The 19,857-nt window shown below is 30.8% G+C and carries 16 protein-coding genes; 5 read left to right on the forward strand and 11 right to left on the reverse strand.

Features of this window, described 5'->3' with window-relative positions; all coding sequences use genetic code 11:
- Positions 1-18: 18 nt before the first annotated feature.
- Both ACQY31_RS07475 and ACQY31_RS07480 read right to left on the reverse strand, forming a co-directional pair.
- Positions 19-210, reverse strand: a complete 192-nt coding sequence (locus ACQY31_RS07475; protein WP_428079858.1) for a hypothetical protein — start codon at positions 208-210, stop codon at positions 19-21.
- Between the two features lie 57 nt (positions 211-267).
- The gene (locus tag ACQY31_RS07480; RefSeq protein WP_428079859.1) at positions 268-1,269 is read right to left on the reverse strand and encodes a hypothetical protein; all 1,002 of its coding nucleotides are present in this window, start codon (positions 1,267-1,269) and stop codon (positions 268-270) included.
- Between the two features lie 341 nt (positions 1,270-1,610).
- On the opposite strand from ACQY31_RS07480, the gene ACQY31_RS07485 reads away from it, so the two are divergent.
- Together ACQY31_RS07485 and ACQY31_RS07490 are read left to right on the forward strand one after the other, a co-directional pair.
- Positions 1,611-5,021 (forward strand): Calx-beta domain-containing protein, encoded by a 3,411-nt coding sequence (locus ACQY31_RS07485; RefSeq protein ID WP_428079860.1) that lies wholly within the window; start codon positions 1,611-1,613, stop codon positions 5,019-5,021.
- Positions 5,022-5,108: 87 nt separating this feature from the next.
- The gene (locus ACQY31_RS07490) at positions 5,109-6,080 is read left to right on the forward strand and encodes an asparaginase (protein WP_428079861.1); all 972 of its coding nucleotides are present in this window, start codon (positions 5,109-5,111) and stop codon (positions 6,078-6,080) included.
- A gap of 2 nt (positions 6,081-6,082) precedes the next feature.
- Here ACQY31_RS07490 and hisD read toward each other — a convergent pair whose 3' ends face one another.
- From hisD to ACQY31_RS07515, 5 genes are all read right to left on the reverse strand, one after another.
- Positions 6,083-7,369, reverse strand: a complete 1,287-nt coding sequence (hisD, locus tag ACQY31_RS07495; RefSeq protein ID WP_428079862.1) for a histidinol dehydrogenase — start codon at positions 7,367-7,369, stop codon at positions 6,083-6,085.
- A gap of 62 nt (positions 7,370-7,431) precedes the next feature.
- Positions 7,432-8,343, reverse strand: coding sequence for a bifunctional enoyl-CoA hydratase/phosphate acetyltransferase (locus tag ACQY31_RS07500; RefSeq protein ID WP_428079863.1), 912 nt, complete (start codon positions 8,341-8,343; stop codon positions 7,432-7,434).
- Positions 8,344-8,347: 4 nt separating this feature from the next.
- Positions 8,348-9,403: an ABC transporter ATP-binding protein gene (locus ACQY31_RS07505; protein ID WP_428079864.1), complete on the reverse strand. Its 1,056-nt coding sequence runs from the start codon at positions 9,401-9,403 to the stop codon at positions 8,348-8,350.
- A 3-nt stretch (positions 9,404-9,406) separates the two neighbouring features.
- On the reverse strand, positions 9,407-11,599 hold the full coding sequence (locus ACQY31_RS07510) for an ABC transporter permease (RefSeq protein ID WP_428079865.1): 2,193 nt from the start codon (positions 11,597-11,599) through the stop codon (positions 9,407-9,409).
- Positions 11,600-11,611: 12 nt separating this feature from the next.
- Entirely contained in the window at positions 11,612-12,649 is a 1,038-nt protein-coding gene (locus tag ACQY31_RS07515; protein ID WP_428079866.1) for an ABC transporter substrate-binding protein, read from the reverse strand.
- A 153-nt stretch (positions 12,650-12,802) separates the two neighbouring features.
- Here ACQY31_RS07515 and ACQY31_RS07520 point away from each other — a divergent pair, with 153 nt between their 5' ends.
- Positions 12,803-13,651 carry a bile acid:sodium symporter family protein gene (locus ACQY31_RS07520; protein WP_428079867.1) on the forward strand — a complete coding sequence of 283 codons (849 nt, stop codon included), beginning with the start codon at positions 12,803-12,805 and terminating at the stop codon, positions 13,649-13,651.
- Here the strand turns inward: ACQY31_RS07520 and ACQY31_RS07525 are convergent.
- Positions 13,644-14,600 carry a MarR family transcriptional regulator gene (locus ACQY31_RS07525; protein ID WP_428079868.1) on the reverse strand — a complete coding sequence of 319 codons (957 nt, stop codon included), beginning with the start codon at positions 14,598-14,600 and terminating at the stop codon, positions 13,644-13,646. The genes ACQY31_RS07520 and ACQY31_RS07525 overlap by 8 nt on opposite strands.
- A 115-nt stretch (positions 14,601-14,715) precedes the next feature.
- On the opposite strand from ACQY31_RS07525, the gene ACQY31_RS07530 reads away from it, so the two are divergent.
- Positions 14,716-14,913: a hypothetical protein gene (locus tag ACQY31_RS07530; RefSeq protein ID WP_428079869.1), complete on the forward strand. Its 198-nt coding sequence runs from the start codon at positions 14,716-14,718 to the stop codon at positions 14,911-14,913.
- On the opposite strand, the gene ACQY31_RS07535 is transcribed toward ACQY31_RS07530, so the two are convergent.
- Genes ACQY31_RS07535 through ACQY31_RS07545 form a run of 3 tightly spaced genes read right to left on the reverse strand, consistent with a single transcriptional unit; the run spans position 14,902 to position 18,552 of the window.
- A complete protein-coding gene (locus ACQY31_RS07535) occupies positions 14,902-15,906 on the reverse strand; it encodes an Ldh family oxidoreductase (protein WP_428079870.1) in 1,005 nt (334 codons plus the stop codon). The two genes, ACQY31_RS07530 and ACQY31_RS07535, sit on opposite strands and share 12 nt — an antisense overlap.
- Positions 15,907-17,061 (reverse strand): epoxide hydrolase family protein, encoded by a 1,155-nt coding sequence (locus ACQY31_RS07540; RefSeq protein WP_428079871.1) that lies wholly within the window; start codon positions 17,059-17,061, stop codon positions 15,907-15,909.
- 3 nt (positions 17,062-17,064) lie between these two features.
- The gene (locus ACQY31_RS07545; RefSeq protein ID WP_428079872.1) at positions 17,065-18,552 is read right to left on the reverse strand and encodes an aldehyde dehydrogenase; all 1,488 of its coding nucleotides are present in this window, start codon (positions 18,550-18,552) and stop codon (positions 17,065-17,067) included.
- Positions 18,553-18,780: 228 nt separating this feature from the next.
- Between ACQY31_RS07545 and ACQY31_RS07550 the strand changes: the two genes are divergently transcribed.
- Entirely contained in the window at positions 18,781-19,821 is a 1,041-nt protein-coding gene (locus tag ACQY31_RS07550; RefSeq protein WP_428079873.1) for a TRAP transporter substrate-binding protein, read from the forward strand.
- Positions 19,822-19,857: the final 36 nt, after the last annotated feature.

Raw genomic sequence — 19,857 nt, forward strand, 5'->3', positions numbered from 1 at the left:
TAATTTAAATTTTATTTTTTAGACTTTACAGCTCATATCTTGACCACAGCATAATGGTGATTTAATTTTTCCATGATCTTCTGGGCATTTAGATATTTGCACTTCACTGCCATCGTCTAATTTTAGCATATCATTTACTAGTGGCTTATCACATTTTCCACAGGTCGCATTAACTGACATACCACATTTTGAACATTCATAAGTTGCCATAAGTATAACTCCTATATTTAAATAATAACTAAGATTAAATTAATTTATATATTTATGCTATTTAATTATTTCATAGATATTTTCACAAAAATTATCTAAATCCTTAATAGTTTCTTTTTGCACTTTCTCAAATTCTTTTATCTTGTCAGCTCTAAAATGATAAAGTTTATTATCATCTTTAAAAATAAATTTTTCTAAATATTTCAATCTTCGTATAACCGTAGCTCTTGGCATATTTAAAACTTCAGATATTGACAAAGCATTTATTCCAGTAATTTGATTGCTTATAAAAGATTTACTTATTAAGCTCTGTTTCCCAGTATTGTTTGGATATTTTGATGTAAAGTTAATAATTTTGTTATACCAAACACATGCAAAAACTAAAAAATTCATTAAATCTCCTGTTTTTTGTCTAGCACGATTTAAATAATGAAATTGAAATTCATACCAAACTATCCAAACTTTTGTAAAATTTGATTTAATTCTTTTAATAATTTCTTCTTGAGATAAGGATTGTAATATTACTTTATTTTCATAATTAACTTTATAAACTTCATAAAGTAATTTTGAAAGGTTTGCTAAAGTCTGGTTTGGTTTAAAAATTTTAATACCTTCTAATAAAAATTGATTACTATTTTTATCACTTGCTAAAATTTTAAGATTAAATAATTTAGATATTTTTCTTCTTACTGTTTCCTCTGGTATTCTTAAAAATTTTGAAATTTGTGTTTTTTGAATATTTCGAAATTCTATATTTTTTTTTCTTAAAAAAATATCATCATAAGATTGATTAATATTTGATCTATTAAAGAAACTCAGCTCTTGATAAAATAAATAAACTAGTATCAAATAAATATCAATATCTTTAAAACTTTTATAATTACCAGACAGCCAATCGAATTGTAATTTACACCAATGTTTTGAAAAATTATTATAATTGTGTACATAAAGTTCTTTAATTAAACGCTTTGATTTTTTTTTTATTAAATTTTTTTTAAGAATATTATGATCTTGTTTATATAATTTTAAAAATGGGTTTTGTTGAATACTTGTTTTCATTTCCTTTAGTTTTTTATGTATCAAGCATGTTTGATTTTTTATTATATTGTTTTACAAAAAAGTTTTTTCTATCATAACAATTAACTTTTGATTTGCTCTTTTTTAAGAAATTCCCCATAATGAACACTATATCGATCACTCTCATATGTAAAATTTTATTAAATTGATTAAATAATAATAGTATTTTCAAATTAATATTTTTTTCTAAAATTTATTTATTTTTAAAGAATAATTATCCCCATATTGGACACTAATTTAAACTCCACTATGAACACCAATACAAACACTATCACGATCATCACTGTAATTTTTTTAAAGAAGACTCAGTCTAAAAATGCAGAATGTTTAGTAAAAAAGCAAAAAATAAGATTCTTTTTGAGGAAAGATTAAAGACTGATAAAAATGTTTTAATTTCAAAATTGTTAATTTTTTGTGTGTTTTTATTTTTTGGTTTTTTAATATTTTATTCTAATCAAGCTTTTGCAAATAGTGGAAATGCAGCAGGCGCAGGTAATTCAAATCAAAATGATAATGATATTTCAGGGTCTTCTGGAAACCAAGGAAACGATCTAAATGTTGGAAATGCTGGAGGTGGTAACAGTTCTCCAACAGTAACCTTATCTAGTTCTGCAAGTAGTATTACAGAAAATTCAAATTCTTCAATAACACTAACTGCTACTCTTTCAGAAACTACCAATTCGGATGTCACAATAGCGATATCAACATCTGGTTCTGCAACAGAAGGAACTGATTACAACAATGTTTCAGATATTACTATAACTGCTGGAAATTTAACTGGCACAACATCATTTTCAACTATTGATGATAATGTTTACGAAGGAAACGAAACTGCAACAATAGCTATTGATTCTGTTAGTGGTGGAAATGCATCTGAAAACGGATCTCAATCTGTTAATATTACTCTTACAGAAAATGAAAGTTTGCCAAGTCTTTCAATTATAGATGCTACTGTAAACAGTGAAAGTGGTAACGCATCTATAACTATTTCTGTCTCAGGAACATCTACAAATGATATAACAATTGATTATGCTACCTCAGATGGTACAGCGACAGCAGGTGAGGATTATAGCGCTACTAGTGGCACATTAACAATTTCGGCAGGCCAAACTTCAGGAACAATTACGGTTCCAATTCTTGCAGATACACTAGATGAAGATAACGAAACCTTAACTGTTACTTTATCAAATCCATCTAATGCAACAGTAAGTGATTCAACAGCTACACTTACAATAACAGATAATGATGATGCTCCATCATTATCAATAAATGATATTTCCACTGATAATGAAAATGCAAGCAATGCTCAGTTTACAGTTTCACTATCAGCCGCATCTTCAAAAAATGTAACAGTAGATTATGCTACCTCAGATGGTACAGCGACAGCAGGTGAGGATTATAGCGCTACTAGTGGCACATTAACAATTTCGGCAGGCCAAACTTCAGGAACATTTAATGTTGCAATTGTTTCAGATACTACTGATGAAAGTAATGAAACTGTTATTGTAAATTTATCAAATGCAGTTAATGCAACTATTAATGATAGCAGAGGAGTGTTGACAATTACAGATGATGAAGGAACAAGTGGTTCTAATGGATCTGATGGTACAAATGGAGCTAATTTAAATGGCACAGATAATTTAACTACCTCTTCAAATATTTCTGGTGGAGATGGAAACAATGGAACGAATGGTACTAACGCAATTGCTTCAGGTACAGCTGGTAATGGAGCTAATGGTGGAAATGGTGGAACAGGGGTAGCTGGAACGGATTTTACTTTAACTGTTTCTTCTGGTGATACTATTTCTGGTGGAGATGGTGGTGATGGTGGAGCTGGTGGAGACACATCTACTAACGGAGTTGCAGGAGATGGTGGAGACGCTGGAAATGGGGGAGATGGAATTAAAGGATCTGGATTTACTTTAATAAATACGGGAACAGTTTCAGGTGGTGTAGCAGGAGCAATAGGTTTAGCAGGTGATAGCAGCGCAGCAGGAGCAACTTCTGGAAGTAACGGTTCAGCTGGAACAGATGGTTATGGAATTTTTGTTATTCCTGGAAATGAGACCAATATTACAAACTTAACAGGCAGGATCACATCTTCTTCATATGATATCTACAATACCGGCACTATTAACACATTAGATAATGGTCAAAACAATTTAGATTACTCAGGTGCACTTCCAGAAAATTACAACACATACATTGCTAGCACTACATCATATGGAAAAACAGATTTTACTGACGTAACCGGTACAATGTCGTATGGTTTGTATTCAACTTCTACCGTAACTGATAATACATATTCATCTGTTTTATCTGGAGTTACCGCTGACAACGTATCTACAGATACTAGGACAGGTACATTTGGAGGTTATACTTGGACATTACAATTAGCAGAAGGTTCAAGTGATATTTGGGATTTAGTAATAGTTGAGACAAACAATGGGGAAGAATTATTATATACCAACCGATTTGCAGCTTCAGGCCTTGATCTATCTGACAGTTCAATAGTTCAGTTTTGTGAAATGCTAGTAGAAATGAAAAATGCAGGCATGAACCCAGAATTACACGATATACTTGATAGTTTAAGTAATTCTGAATTTAAGAATTCAGTAATGTCAATAAAGGGAAAAAGTTTATCTTCAGTTTCTTCGAATTCTGCTACAGCGACAGGGAATTTTACAACTGCAGTAAATGTTGCAACAAATATTGGTAGTCAATCTAAAACAGCTTTAGTAGCCCAAAGTTCTTTAGCACATAGTATTAATAATTCAGATCTTACACATTTTGGATTAACTGGTAGTGATTACAAATCAAGTTTTGATTATAGTGACAAAGGTTTATTTTCATTTATAAAAAATAATAAAAATAGAGAAATTTTAAGAAATCAGTCAATAAACTCAAATTCATTTATTAGAACTTTTGGATCTTTTACAAACTATAATGCATTATCTGATAGCGATACTGGATATAACTCTGAAAATTATGGAATATTAATTGGATTTTCTAATCAACTTTCACAACAAAGATTTTCGGGATATTCCGTTGGTTTATCTACAACCAATACAAATAATAATAACAATACAGGTGGAACAAATTCTGATGCATTGCACTATCAATATTTTACAAAAATCAATAGTGATAAGTATTTATTTGATATAAGTGTTGGGGGTTTTCTTTCTCAAAAAGAAACTACAAGAAATACAATTGGATTAGTTCAAAAACTAACTTCAGAAGGAAACGATATAGGCTTTGATGGAAAAATAAACATTACTAAAAAAATGAATCTCGGTAGCTTTAAATTTAGCCCTTCTATAGGATTTGGTTCAAATATAATTTTTCAAGATGATATTAAAGAAAAAGGAGGTTCTTTAGCTTTAGATATTTACACTGATAATTTAATAATCATAGAACCACAAATTGGATTTAACTTAGATAGAAATATTTACAATACTTCAACCTCTTCTTCTAATTTTAACTTTTCATTCTTAGCTTCAGAAAAAGACTATATAGATGGAACAATTTCAAAATCATTCATGAGTGGTATGGCTACCCCATATGATAATTTGATGAAAGATACTAAAAAAACCTATTTAACATTAGGTTTGGGTTACAATTTGATTGACACTGAAAATAATAGTGCACTTAATATTAACATGTTCCATACCGACACAGATGATGAAAGTCTTGAAAATTCAATATTTTCCGTTGATTGGAAAATGCAATTTTAGTTTACACCAAAAGAGTCACTAAAATAATTTATTAGTTCAATAATATCTCTTATATTTTTGAAAATTTTTTAAAGTATTAAAAGAAATATGAAAAAACTTGTTACAGTAAGCAGAAGTGGATCAATTGAGAGCATCCATTATGGATGTGGTGCAATCGTTGATGCATCAGGTAAAATTTTAAAAGAATGGGGAGATAGTTCACAATTGATTTATCCAAGATCTGCTTTAAAACCAATTCAGTCATTAAACTTATATAAAGATGGTTATATTGAAAAAGCTAATTTAACAGAGCAACAGATTGCTTTTTCAACATCATCTCATTTTGCAGAAGATATTCATCAAACAATAATTGAAAATTGGCTAAAAACTTTGAACATAAATGAGAGTTTGCTTGCATGCGGTGAAGAATGGCCATGGATGTTAAACAATAAGTTAAAAGCTTATGATAATTATAAAAAAAAAAGAAAAATTTTTCATAATTGTTCTGGAAAGCATTGTGCTCACTTAGCACTTTCAATTGATAGGGGGCTGTCTACTGAAAATTATAATTCTAAAGATCACACAATACAAAAGGAACTATTTAATTTAATTGAAGACTTAATTAGTATTAAACTAAATAATATTGGAATTGATGGATGTACTCTTCCAATACCATTAATGCCACTAAATAAGCTAGGTCATTTGAATGCAAAGTTCGGAGATTTTGAAAAATTGGAAGGTTTAGGAAATGTTGCAAAGAAAATTTATAATTCTTGTGTAAATGAACCAGATTATACAGGTGGAAATGAGAGTGATAATTCAAAATTAACAAAACTTTTTGAAAAAAAAGCTTTTTTTAAAAATGGTGCAGAAGGTGTTTTTGTAGCAATTATACCTGATCAAAAAATATCAATAGTAGTAAAAATTTCTGATGGAAATGAAAGAGCTTCATCAACAGCTATCGCTGGAATGATTTCAGAACTAAATATAATTGATAAATCTAAATTAGAGTCATTTTTAAACAAACCAATAACAAATTCTATAGGTGATGCTATAGGAGATATCAGTTGGGTTGGTTAAAACTAATTTGTATATCCGTATTTTTTTAGTCTTACATCACCTGTTCTTGCATGAGCTTCCATTCCTTCATATCTTGAAAGTCTAGCAGCAGCTGCTCCAACAAGTTCAGTAGATTCTTTAGTCATTCTTTGGAAACTTAAAGTTTTGATAAATTTACCAACGAACAAACCACCCGTATATCTTCCAGCACCTTTAGTTGGAAGAATATGATTTGTTCCTGAACATTTATCACCATAAGCAACAGTTGTTTCTTCACCAATAAATAAAGAACCATAATTTTTTAATCTTTTGTGGAACCACTCTAAGTTTTTAGTTTGAACTTCTAAGTGTTCTGGTGCGTACTCATCACTAATTGTAGCCATTTCTTCGTCTGTATCACAAAGAACAACTTCTCCGTAATCTCTCCAAGCAGCTTCAGCATTAGTTCTTGGTAACTCAGGAAGATCAGCAATAAGTTCAGGCACTCTTTTAATTACCTTTTCTGCTAATTCTTTACTTGTTGTCCAAAGCCAAGCAGGTGAATTATATCCGTGCTCTGCTTGTCCAACTAAATCTACTGCAACGATTTCTGGATCTGCGTTTTCATCAGCAATAATTCCGATTTCTGTTGGACCTGCAAATAAATCAATACCCACTTTACCAAATAAAATTCTTTTAGCTTCAGCAACAAATTGGTTACCTGGACCTACCAATATATCAGCAGGAGCATTTCCAAATAAACCATTGGTCATTGCAGCAATTGCTTGAACACCACCTAAATTCATAATTACATCTGCACCGCAAAGATCAGCAGTGTAAACAATAGTTGGATGAACCCCAACACCAGGTTTTGGAGAACTACATACTAAAATATTTTTAACCCCAGCAACTTTTGCAGTTGTTACACTCATTACTGCAGATGCAATGTGAGCATATCTTCCAGCAGGTACATAACATCCAGCTGTATTAACAGGAATTAATCTTTGACCTGCATATAAACCTTCAGACAATTCAACTTCAAAATCTTGACCATAATTTTTTAATTGGGCTTCAGCAAATTTTCTCACTCTTTCATGAGCAAACTGGACATCATCTTTTGTTTTTTGATCTAAATTCTTTTTAATATCTTCTATTTTTTCTTTAGAGATAACTACTTCACCCTCATACTTATCAAATTTTTTAGAAAGTTCTTTACAACCTTCTTCTTTACTTGTCTCAATATCTTTAAGAATATTTTCAACTATTTCTCTTGTTTTTGTATCATCAGTTGATGATGTTTTTGGTGATTTTTTTAAGTATGTAATTGCCATTTCTCTCCTTTTAAAATTTTAAGTTTTTTTAGGTTAATTTTTTATAAAATTCAATTAATCATTTAGTCTAAAGCTACTACTGCCGCAGCTATTGATGCCAATCTTGCTTGCGCTTCATCAGATCTACTTGTTATTACAACTGGAACTTTTCCTCCTACTACAACACCTGCAGCACAGGCTCCTATAAAATAAATCATCATTTTAACTAGAGCATTTCCAGTTTCAACACTTGGAACCAATAATACATCAGCTTCTCCTGCAACTAAATTTTTAATACCTTTAATACCAGCAGATTTTTTTGAAATACTGTTATCAAATGCCAAAGGTCCAAATACATCTGCGTTCAAATTTTCTTCTTTTGCAAGCTTTGTTATTTCAGCTGCTTCAATAGAACTTGGTACACTTTCTAAAACTTCTTCTGTTGCAGACAATACAGAAATTTTTGGTCTTTCAATTCCAATACGATTTGAAAAATTTATTACATTTTTCAAAATATGCATTTTAGTTTTAACATTAGGCAAAACATTTAAAGCACCATCTGTTATTATTAATGGCTTATCATCTTTTCCAATAGTCATATGCCAGATATGACTTAATCTAGTTTTACCCAATAAATTGTACTCTCTCTTTAAAACTTCTTTCATAAGAACATCGGTATGAATATGTCCTTTAACAATTATTTTAACTTTACCTTCACTTGCAAGTTTAGCTGCAATTTTTGCTGTATTGTTTTCAACTGGCTCATGAATAAGTTCATATTTTGATATATCCCAACCAAGATCTTCAGCACATTTTTGTATTTCAAACTCGTGACCAATAAAAACTGGCTCTATAAGATTTTCATTTACAGCGTCTTGAACAGATAACATGGGTAGGGGTTTACCAGCATTTACAACTGCAACTCTTACTCCTTTTTTACTATGAGCTATATCTAATAGTTTATTTGGACAGATAATTTCTTTATTTGAAAGCATAATATTAGTCGTTAAGAATTTTTACTTCTTGCTCATTTATACTCAAGAAAACTTCTTCTCCAACTTTAAAAATGTCATTTGTATCACTTGATACAACATATAATTTCCCAACCTTAGAATTTAAAATATATTGATAACTATTGCCCACAAAAGATGCATTATTTACAGTCGTATGAATACAGTTATCACCTTTATTTCTATCAATTGATATTTTTTCTGGTCTTAAGGCAACAGAAATATTTCCATTTAATTCTTTGTCACTCTGAATTTTTATATTCATTTCAGCTATTTTGATATCATATGAATTAGAATTTTTATTTATAACCTCGGCTTTCACAACATTTGCATCACCAATAAAGTTCGCAACAAATTTGTTTCTAGGAAAATTATAAAGATCTTTTGGACTACCTTCTTGAGCAATTACTGCATTGTTCATTACAATTACTTTGTCTGAGATAGCCAAAGCTTCTTCTTGATCATGTGTTACGTAAATAGTTGTAACACCTAATTTTTGTTGGATTTCTCTAATATCTTCTCTCACTTGTCTTCTTAATTTTGCATCTAAGTTTGAAAGAGGCTCATCAAATAGAAGTACTTTTGGCTCCAACACAATCGCTCTTGCAACAGCAACTCTTTGTTGTTGTCCTCCAGATAATTCTGAAGGCATTCTATTTTCATATCCCTCAAGATTTACTAGTTTTAATGTTTCTAATGATTTTTGAACGTATTCTTCTTTATTTACTTTGATCATTTTTAACCCATAAGAAACATTTTCCAATACACTCATGTGTGGAAACAAAGCGTAAGATTGAAATACCATAGATACGTCTCTATCTGTTGCAGGTAGCAATGTTACGTCCTCGTCATCAACTAAAATTTTTCCACTTGTAGCTCTTTCAAGACCTGCAATAATTCTTAGTGAAGTTGTTTTTCCACATCCGGATGGACCAAGTAAGGTTGTCAACGTTCCAGCTTCAAATTTACAACTAACATTATCAACAGCTGTAGTTTCGTTAAATTTCTTTGTAATATTTTCAAACTTTACTTCAGCTTTTTTCATTATCTAAATTCCCTGTAAAATTGATGAGTTTTGATCTCTTCTTCCTAGTTTACGTTTTCCTATTATTAATTGCATTAACATAATTGTAAACAACATTACTACAATTAAAGCAGATGAATATACTATCGCTAAACCATAGTCATTATTTTCTAATCTTCCTAAAATATAAGATACTGCTAGGTCGTAATTTGCACTGACCAAGAATATAACAGCACTAATTGCTGTCATTGCTCTTACAAAACTAAATACTAATGAAGCAGTAATTGCTGGTTTAAGCAATGGAAGAATTATATTTCTAAAAGTTTGAGCACTTGATGCATTCAAAGTTGAAGAAGCTTCATCTAAATGAGGATCGAGTTGGTTCATAGCAGCTATTCCAGCTCTGACACCAACTGGCATATTTCTAAATACAAATGCAATTACTAAAATAATTCCTGTTCCTGTTAGCTCTAAAGGTGGAACGTTAAAAGCAAAAACATAACTAACACCTATAACACTACCAGGTATTGCAAAACTCAACATGGTTCCAAATTCAAAAGCATTTTTACCTTTAAATCTATGTCTTGTTAAAAGATAGGCGGTTAAAATTCCTATTGCAGCAGTTGGTAAAGATGAAATTAAAGCAATCGTGAATGTTGTATTAAATGAGTTCCATGCAGTTCCAGTCCATAAAAAGCCTCTATCTTCTACCCATTCAACACTAAAGGCTTCAATATAATGTTTTAAAGTAAAGCTATGGTCAATGCCCCACATCTCTACAAATCCACCAAACATAATCATGACGTAGATAATAAAAGTTAGTAAAGCCCATGGAAGCACTGTTGAGTAAATGACCCATTTTGTTTTATTTGGTAGTTCAGGGTGAACACCACTATCTCCTTTACCTGAAATTGAAATATAAGATTTTTTTCCTAACCATTGATTTTGAAGATAAAAAACAACTAAGACAACAGACAATAAAATCATTGCAAGTATTGCTGCTTTAGTTTCATCATATTGTGCTCCAACAATTGCAAAAAATATTTCAGTTGATAGAACATCGTACTCAGCTCCAAGCACCAAAGGGTTTCCAAAGTCTGCTAAACTTTCAATAAACCCAAGTAAAAATGCATTTGCTATCCCTGGTCTCATTAAAGGTAAAGTAACAGTTTTAAAAACTTGCCATTTAGAAGCTCTCAATGTTTGTGATGCCTCTTCCATTGATGGGCTGACACTTTCCACAACACCAATTAAAACTAAAAATGCAATAGGTGTGAAAGCAAGAGTCTGTGCAAACCAAATCCCTGGTAAACCATAGATCCATCTTGAAGGTTCGATATCAAATCCCCATTCAAGAAACGAACTTACAACTCCAGTTCTTCCAAATAAAATTATGATAGCTAAACCAATTACAAATGGAGGTGTGATGATTGGCAAAACAGATAATATTCTAACTGTTTTTTTAAATCTAAAACTAGTTCTTGCTATTAAAAGAGCAAAACCTAAACCTAAAATTGTTGATGAAAAAGCAGTAAGTGTACCCATGGTAATAGTGTTCCAAAAAACACCACAGGCATAATCACTGTATAAACAATCTAATCCCCATATCCCTTTATTAAAAATTTTTTCTGAAAAATTACTTATTTCGTAACCACCTTCAGTTCCCTTAAAGGCAACTCCAAACATTCTAAATATTGGAAAAAATACAAAAGTAGATACTAAAATAATTATACTTCCAATACTTCCAACGATGAAATTATCTCCATTTAACCACCCACGAGATGCAAGACCATGAGTAATATAAAATATAAAAGCACAACATGTTAATACTGCACCTGAACCCATTCCATATTGATTTTCTACATCTCCAAAAATGGATTGGAATATTTCATAATTCCACCCTCTGATCCCAACAGCAAAACCTTGTAAGAAAAAATAAAAGAAACCAAATAAACCTGAGTACAAAAATATTTTTGAATACAGAGGATTGGTTTGATTTAATTTAATTGTGGTTAAAGGTAAAAATAATGGAAAGATTAATGGGAATAACCAATATTTTTTATTTATAAAAACTTGAGGTAGGGCAGAGCCATAATCTTCTAAAGAATACTCTAAAATCCAATTGATTGAGAAAAACCCGTCACCCGTTACATACCATGGGAAGATAAAAAAACCTACTCCACCTATAAGTATCCAACAAATGACGAGCCCTCTCATTAATTCCTAAAATTATCTAGGAATTACAGATACGTCTTTATCCCACTTAGATAACAGACTCGCTCTTGTTGATTTATCTCCATAAACTTTAAAATTGTAATCAATCAAGTTTATAGTTGATAAATCTGGAGCATCAGGATCAGCTTTTGCTTTAGTATTAGATGGTACTTGCAAAGATTTTCCTGAAGTGAACACCATAGTTTGTATTGCAGGACTTAATGCCCAGTCATAAAACTTTTTAGCTTCCTTCATGTTTCTTGCACCAGCAATAATACTCATTGATCCAACTTCATAACCAGTTCCTTCTTCAGGAGAAACAGTTACTACAGGTAAACCTTTTTTAGTTTGTTTCACACCATCGTGTTGGAAACAAATACCAATTAAGTTTTCACCTCTTCCAGTTGCTTTAATTGGAGCAGAACCAGATTTAGTATAAGTGTTTATGTTTGCATGAAGTTTCTTCATGTAATCCCAACCTTTATCTTCTCCAAAAATTTGAAGAATTGTAGCTAAAGTTGTGTAAGCAGTTCCAGATGAATTTGGATTTGCTACTTGGATTTCACCTTTATAAATAGGTTTTGTTAAGTCCATCCATGATTTAGGGGCTGGAAGACCTTTTTTTGCTAAAAGATCTTTATTGTATCCAAAACCTAATGCACCAACATAAATTCCTACAGATTTATAGTTAGCATTTTTTGCTTGGTTTTGCGCTGCTGGTAATAAATCATCAAAGTGTTTTGATTTATATTCTTCAGTTAAATTTTCCTGAGCAGCTGTTAAGTGCGGATCACCTGTACCACCAAACCAAACATCTCCTTTTGGATTAGAAGCTTCTGCTTTTATTTTAGCAAAAGTTTCACCACTACTTGCTCTTGTCATTGCAACTTTTGTGCCTGTTTCTTTTTCATAAGCTTGCTCAAGCATTTCACAAACATCAATTTCAACACTGCAATATAAAGTTAATTTTGCAGCAGAAGCTTTGTTTGTTAAGCCAAACATTGTTAATGAAAAAAGAAGGACAATAGATGCTATTTTCAATAGTTTATTCATAATATCCTCTCTAAAGTTATATTGGATAAAAGGTTAATATGATTTTAATTTAATTGTTACTATTTTATTACAAAATACACTTTCAGGTTTAATTTTTTTTTTAGTTATCCATAACAGATGTATGATATAAAATTTTCCTGAGAGGGTAGATATTTGGAGATTGTAACTAAAATAGCACCATTAGCTTTAGCACTTATAATGCTTGGCCTAGGACTTGGTTTATCTATAAAAGATTTTACGAGAGTGATTAGAAATCCAAAAGATTTTTTAATTGGAATAACTTGCCAATTAATTCTTTTACCAATTGTTGCATATATATTGGTTTTAATTTTAAGATTACCAATCGAAATAGCTTTAGGTTTAATGATTATAGCTGCAGCACCAGGAGGTGTTACATCAAATGTTCTTACTAAGTTTGCAGATGGAGATGTAGCTTTATCAATTTCTTTAACAGCTGTTGGAAGTTTAATTAGTATTATTTCAGTTCCATTTATAGTTTTTACTTCAGCTGGAATGCTAGGGGTTACTGAAATGTCTACAGAGATTACCATGACAGGGATTGCACTTAAAATGGCTTTAGTTGTTACAGTTCCAGTAATTATAGGAATGGTTATAAGAGGATTTGCAGAGAATTTTATTTCTTCAAATATTAACATCGTCAATAGAACTACTAGTTTATTATTCGTTATCGTATTTGCAGCAATATGGATTGAGGAAAGAGAAAATATTTTTAATTATTTAGCTCAAGCTGGAATAGCGGTTTTAATTTTAAATATAGTGATGATGATTTTAGCTTTTTATATAGCTAAAGCTTTTGCAACTGGAATTGCTCAAAGAAAATGTATTTCGTTAGAGTGTGGTCTTCAAAATGGAACTTTAGCAGTATTTGTAGCAACCCAAATTTTTAATGACGTTGCTTACATGATACCAACAGCTGCTTATGCTTTAGTGATGTATATTACAGGATTTATTTTTATATATATTTTAAGAAGATCTAATTAATAGAAGCTTTATTTAAGATTTTATAAATTAGTACTGAAACATCTTTAACCGTTCGTTCTTGCATTTTCTGGGTATTTGAAAAAACTTTTTTTTCAATATTCAGTGAAATTAATTTTTTTTGATCAATCTTAGCATATCCTTGTTTAATCAAACTATTTACTTTCCTAACAACTGTTGGTCTTGGGATACCAGTTATGTCTGATATTGACATAGAATTTAAACCAACTTTATCTGCGTGAGAAATTCTATTTCTCCATTTTTCAATATCTATATCCTGAATAATTAAATCTTTATTTGATGATGCATTAGAAATTATAAGTAAAGCTATACTTAATGTTTCTAAATCGCCTAATATTTTTCTCCATCTGAAATAGTAAGAAAAAATAAATTTATAAAATTCGTACCAACAAAATGAGAAATTTTTTTTAATTGTGTCTGATATTTCTTCAGAAGAAAAAAAGTTTGGAATTTTATTTTCTTGTTTTAAAATTTTTGAGGAAATTGATACTAAATACGATATATTTTTTAATGCACTAATTGGCCGTACTGTTTCATAAGCAGTTCTATCAATAAAAATTTTTTTTCTTGATCTTTTAAGCACTCCTAGTTTTTCTAATATAATAATTTTTCTTCTTACACTTTCTTTGGGTATTTCAAGAGCCTCTGATATTTCAATAATTTTAATTTCCTCAATTTCTAAAGTTTTGTCCTGATAAAATGTATTGTAATCAACCTGAATTCCATTTTTTCTATAAAATTTAAAATCATTATTAACCAAATAGATCAAGATCATGTACATTTCTATGTCTTTGAAATTTGAATAAGCGTTGATTATCCATTCAGATACAAATTTATAAAAAGCAGGAACAAAATTATTAAATTTTTTATTGATTGCTGATGTCACTTTTTTTTCATCTAGTGCGTCAGATATGCTTGGTAGTATGCTCATAATTTAAAAAAACCCAATATGGACAATACATAAATCAGAGTCAACCCATTTTGGACATTCCTAATATGTAATAATGTAAATACTAATGATTAAATAATTTTATATTAAAAAAATTATGAGTACAGAAAGCTTAAATAGAACATTTGCTAAAATCGATAACCCCTCTGATTTATCTGAAACTGTTAAGACAGTTGATATAAATGTTCTAAAGCAAAGACTTATTAATGAAAAAAAGAAAGAGAAGGTAAAAAGAACAATTATCCTATCTTCTGTTGTTGCTTCTTTAGGTGTTATTAGTTTTTTAACTTATTAAAGTTTCCAAATCTTTTTTGATTAAATCTGGAATATTGATTTCTTTTTTAAGATTATGTTTGTAACGATTAAATTTGTTTTGTCCTGGATACATTATTTCTTTAACACCTTTAATCTTAGGAAGTTTTTTAATTGTTTTAATATTGTCTTTAATTCTTTGATTATAATTTTTTTGAAATAAGTTTGCTTTAAACGTTATAAACAAATGTCCAATATTTTGTGGTCCTGAAAAATCATCAAAAGGATCTTTAACTCTACCTGCATGATTTCCTCCTGTTATTACACCACTTAAAATATCTACCATCCAAGCAAGTCCCGAACCTCTAAAACCAGCAATAGGTAATTGAACTCCCGCTAATGCTTTTTTAGCATCAGTAGTTGGTTTTCCAAATTTATCTAATGCTACACCCGCAGGAATTGTTTGGTTGTTTCTTGCTGCAACTCTAATTTTACCTCTGTTTATCATTGAGATTGATGTATCTAAAATAAAAGGAATTTTAGAACCTGTAGGGGTTCCAAAACAAATTGGATTAGTTCCAAATAAAGTTTTTAATGCACCGTGAGGAGCTACTGCTGGAGGAGCATTTGTATAAATCATTGCAATTAAATTTTTCTTAACTGCTTGTTCAGCGTAATAACCTGATAAACCATAATGACCACTATTTTTTACAGCCACCATACCTATTCCAGTTTTTTGTGCATGTTTAATTGCAGTTTTTATTCCAAGATCAGCAGCAACAAATCCAATACTATTGTTTGCATCAATATGAGAAATAGAAGATGAAATTTTCTTAACTTTTATTCTTGGTTTTGGATTAATTACTTTTTTAGAAATTCGGTCACAATACATTTTAAGTCTTGATAAACCATGGCCATAAGCTCCAACTAACTCTGCATTAATTAAAGCATTAGCAGAAATTAAAGCATGATCTTTACTTAAACCAAACTTTTGAAAAATCTTAATTACTTGTTTTTTTAATAGGGGTGTTTTCACTTATTTGAATATTTTTAAATCTTTGTTAAAAAAATTTTTAATATCATTAATTAATAAATTTGGAACCTCTAAAGCTGCAAAATGACCACCTTTAGGAAATTTTTTCCATCTTTTAATATTAAAAATTCTGTTCACGTAAGATTTTGGAGGCCATTCTAGCATTTCTTTTGGAAATTCTGCTATTGCTGTTGGAACATTTATTTTTTTAAAATTTTTTGGAAAAGACCTGCCACCTTCTTTTCTTCTTCCAAAATAAATCCAAGCAGCAGTATTAAAACTATTTGTAATTATATAGATCATTATGTTTGATATTAATTCATCATTTGAAAATGTTTTTTCTATTTTGCCTTTATTTAGGTGCGACCAACCATGAAACTTTTCTAAAATCCATGCTGCTGTTCCAACTGGACTATCTATCATTGCATAAGATAAACTTTGTGGCTTTGTTGCCTGTTGAGTTCTGTAGCCTTCCTGCATTATTTGATCAAAGTTGAATTTTTTTTCCCATTTTTTTTCTTTATTATTTCTTGGCCCTTTTGGATGTCTTATTGGTAAACAATTAATATGAATTCCCTTGCAATTTTTTGCACTATCAAGACCAATCCATGCAGCAATAGTAGCCCCCCAATCTCCACCTTGTACAATATAATTTTTATGACCTAAATTTTTGACCATAAATTTATTTAAAATTTTTCCAATCCTTCTTGGACCCAAAGCTTTTTTAATTGGAGTTGAAAATCCAAATCCTGGTAAAGAGGGCACAATGACATCAAAACCATCTTCAATTTTTCCACCAAATCTTTCAGGATGAGCAAGCTTTGGAATGATATCAAAAAATTCAATTACACTACCTGGCCAACCGTGCAAAAGTAACAATGGTCTAGATTTTGGATTTTTACTTTTTTCAATAATAAAATGCAGATTTATACCATCCACATTAGTCTTATAGTTTTTAAAAGAATTAATTTTGTTTTCAAATTTCTTCCAATTATATTTTGAAACCCAATATTGAGATATTTTTTTTAAATAATTATAATTAGTTCCATACTCCCATCCATTTAAATTTTGCATCATGTTCCATGGATAGGCTCTTACTTTTTTGTAAATATTATTAAGTGTGCTTTTAGGCACACTTATTTTGTATGGTTTGATCATCAATTAATTATGACTTATCCAAATAGTTTTCGTTTGAAGAAATGAATTTAAAGCTTCAGTACCCTGATCTCTACTTAATGAACCTGATTGCTTATATCCCCCAAAAGGTGTTTTGATATCTCCCTCAGAAAAAGTATTCACTGACACAGTTCCACAAGGCAAACTTTTAGCTAAATGAAATGCTCTGTTTATGTCTTGAGTAAACACACTCGCATGTAATCCATATTTAGAATTACTTGCAATTTTCAAAGCTTCTTCATCATTTTTTACAGTTAACACTCCAAGCACTGGTCCAAAAATTTCTTCTTGAGCGATTGTCATATTTTCTTTCAATCCATCAAATAAAGTAGGTTTTGCATAAAAACCTTTTTGTTTCTTACTGGAAACACCACCGGATAAAAGTTTTGCACCCTCATCAATACCTGTTTGAATATACCCATCAACAGTTTGTAGGTGACCTTTTGAAATCATAGATCCCATATTTGATTTAAGATCTAATGGATCTCCAACTTTTAATTTTTTAACTTTTTTTATAACTTTATGTAAAAATTCATCTTTAACTTTTTTATGAATTATCTGTCTCATATTTGCTGAACAGTTCTGTCCACCATTCCAAAATGCAGAATTCATAGCATTATCTATTAAATCATCAGTAATTTTAGCATCTTCTAATACTATAAATGGACTTTTTCCTCCCATCTCTAATGCAACAGGTTTTAAATTACTTTCACTTGCATATTTTAAAAAGTATCCTCCAACTTCAGTTGAACCTGTAAAAGAAACCGCATCAACATCTTTGTGTCGACCTAAAGCTTCACCAACATCACCATAACCTGGAAGCACATTTAAAACACCATCCGGAACGCCAGCTTCTTTTGCAATTTGAGCAACTCTAATAGCTGTGAGTGGTGTATCCTCCGCTGGTTTAATTATTACTGAACAACCAGCTGCAAGTGCTGGGGCCATTTTCCATACCGCCATCATTAAAGGAAAATTCCAAGGAACAATTCCAGCAACAACACCAATTGGTTCCTTAACAATTAAACTAGTAATAGAGGGTTCTGTTGGACCAACTTTTCCAAATACTTTATCGATTAATTCTCCATACCACTGAAAATGCATTGGAGCATCATTTGCGACTTCATTAATACAATCAGCAATAAGTTTACCTGTATCTATACATTCCAAAACTGAATTTTCATCACCATGTTTTCTAAGTAATTCAGCAAATTTTAATAAAACTTCTTTCCTGTGTTCAGGTGAACTTTTAGACCACACTCCACTATTAAAAGCTTTTCTTGAAACCTTAACTGCTAAGTCAACATCTTTATGATTACATTTTGCAACAGCACAAAGTTTTTTACCAGTTGCAGGATTTATTGTTTCAAATTTTTTTCCATCAATTGCATTAACATATTTTCCGTTAATAAATGCTCTTCCTTCAAATTTAATTTTACTAGCTATTACTTTGTACTTGTTACCTGAGCTCATAAATTTTTCCTATACATTGTATTTATTTTATTTCTAAAATTTAGTCTAAGACACCTTGAGACTAAAATAAATAGATTAACAATCAATTTATTAGTACAACCCAAGAGTGCAATTCCATTTTAATTAGAAAATTTTTTGTGATAGTTCATATCAAATTAATGTATACAAAGTAAACATTTTTTTATAGTGTTCAAGTTATCTTTAACTAACTAAGAGGAGATAATTAAAATGTTTATTAAAACAATTAGCAAGACACTTATCAAAGTGGTTGCGATTATTTTCTTTGCACAAGCTGCTTATGCAGAAATAACTCTTAAGCTTGGAACTACTGGTAGATTGGGTATGCCAATTGGTGACGCAATAGACCAGGCTTTAATCCCAGCTATGGAGAAAGCATCTGGAGGTAAAATGAAAATTGAACCTCATTATCAAAGAAGCTTATGTGCAGAGCAAAAATGTGGTGAACAAGCTAACCAAGGACTTATAGCTTTGTGGACTAGTTCTACTGCAAACTACGGTAACTTTGGGCCTGAATTAGCAATTTTCGATTTGCCTTTTATTTTCAAATCATTAGAGGATGCTAAAAGAATTTCAGATGAATGGTTAGCTGAAAGACAATGTAAACTAGCACTTGAGAATGCTGGCCACATTTGCCTTTCTGTATATTCAAGTGGAGGATTTAGACAACTTGGAAATGCAACCAAACCTGTTCATGAACCAGATGACATGAAAGGACTTAAATGGAGAACTACTAAAAGTCCAGTTGAGTTCATGTTAGTTAAAAACTGGGGTGCAACACCAACACCTTATGACTGGAGCCAATTATATCAAGGTCTTCAATCAGGTGTAGTAGAAGGACAATATGTTGCTAGTCCATGGCAGCATGTAGCAAAACTTCATGAAGTTGCAAAATATTTCACTGAGATCGGAGGAATGTGGTCTGGAAATATTTTAGCGATGGATGCTAAACAGTACAATGCATTGTCTGACCAACAAAGAAAATGGTTACACGAAGCAGCTGATGCTTATGGAGAAAAAGTAAACGAGTTGGATAACGCTTGGATTAAAAATGGTGAAGATGCAATTAAAGCATCTGCTAAAGAGTGGTATGTTCCAACAGAAGCAGAAATGACTAAGTGGAGAGCCGGTGCAATCGGAGCTTGGTTAGATGCTAAGGGTACTTTTGAACCAGAAGTAGCTAAAAGAGTACTTTTAGAACAAGGTATGGATGGATTTGTAGCCCAGTTAGAAGCAGCTGGAGCTTTATAAATCTTCAATTAAAACTTTGTGAAGACCATTTAGTTC

Origin of the sequence: Candidatus Pelagibacter sp. (assembly GCF_965262185.1) — a bacterium.
GTDB lineage: Bacteria > Pseudomonadota > Alphaproteobacteria > Pelagibacterales > Pelagibacteraceae > Pelagibacter.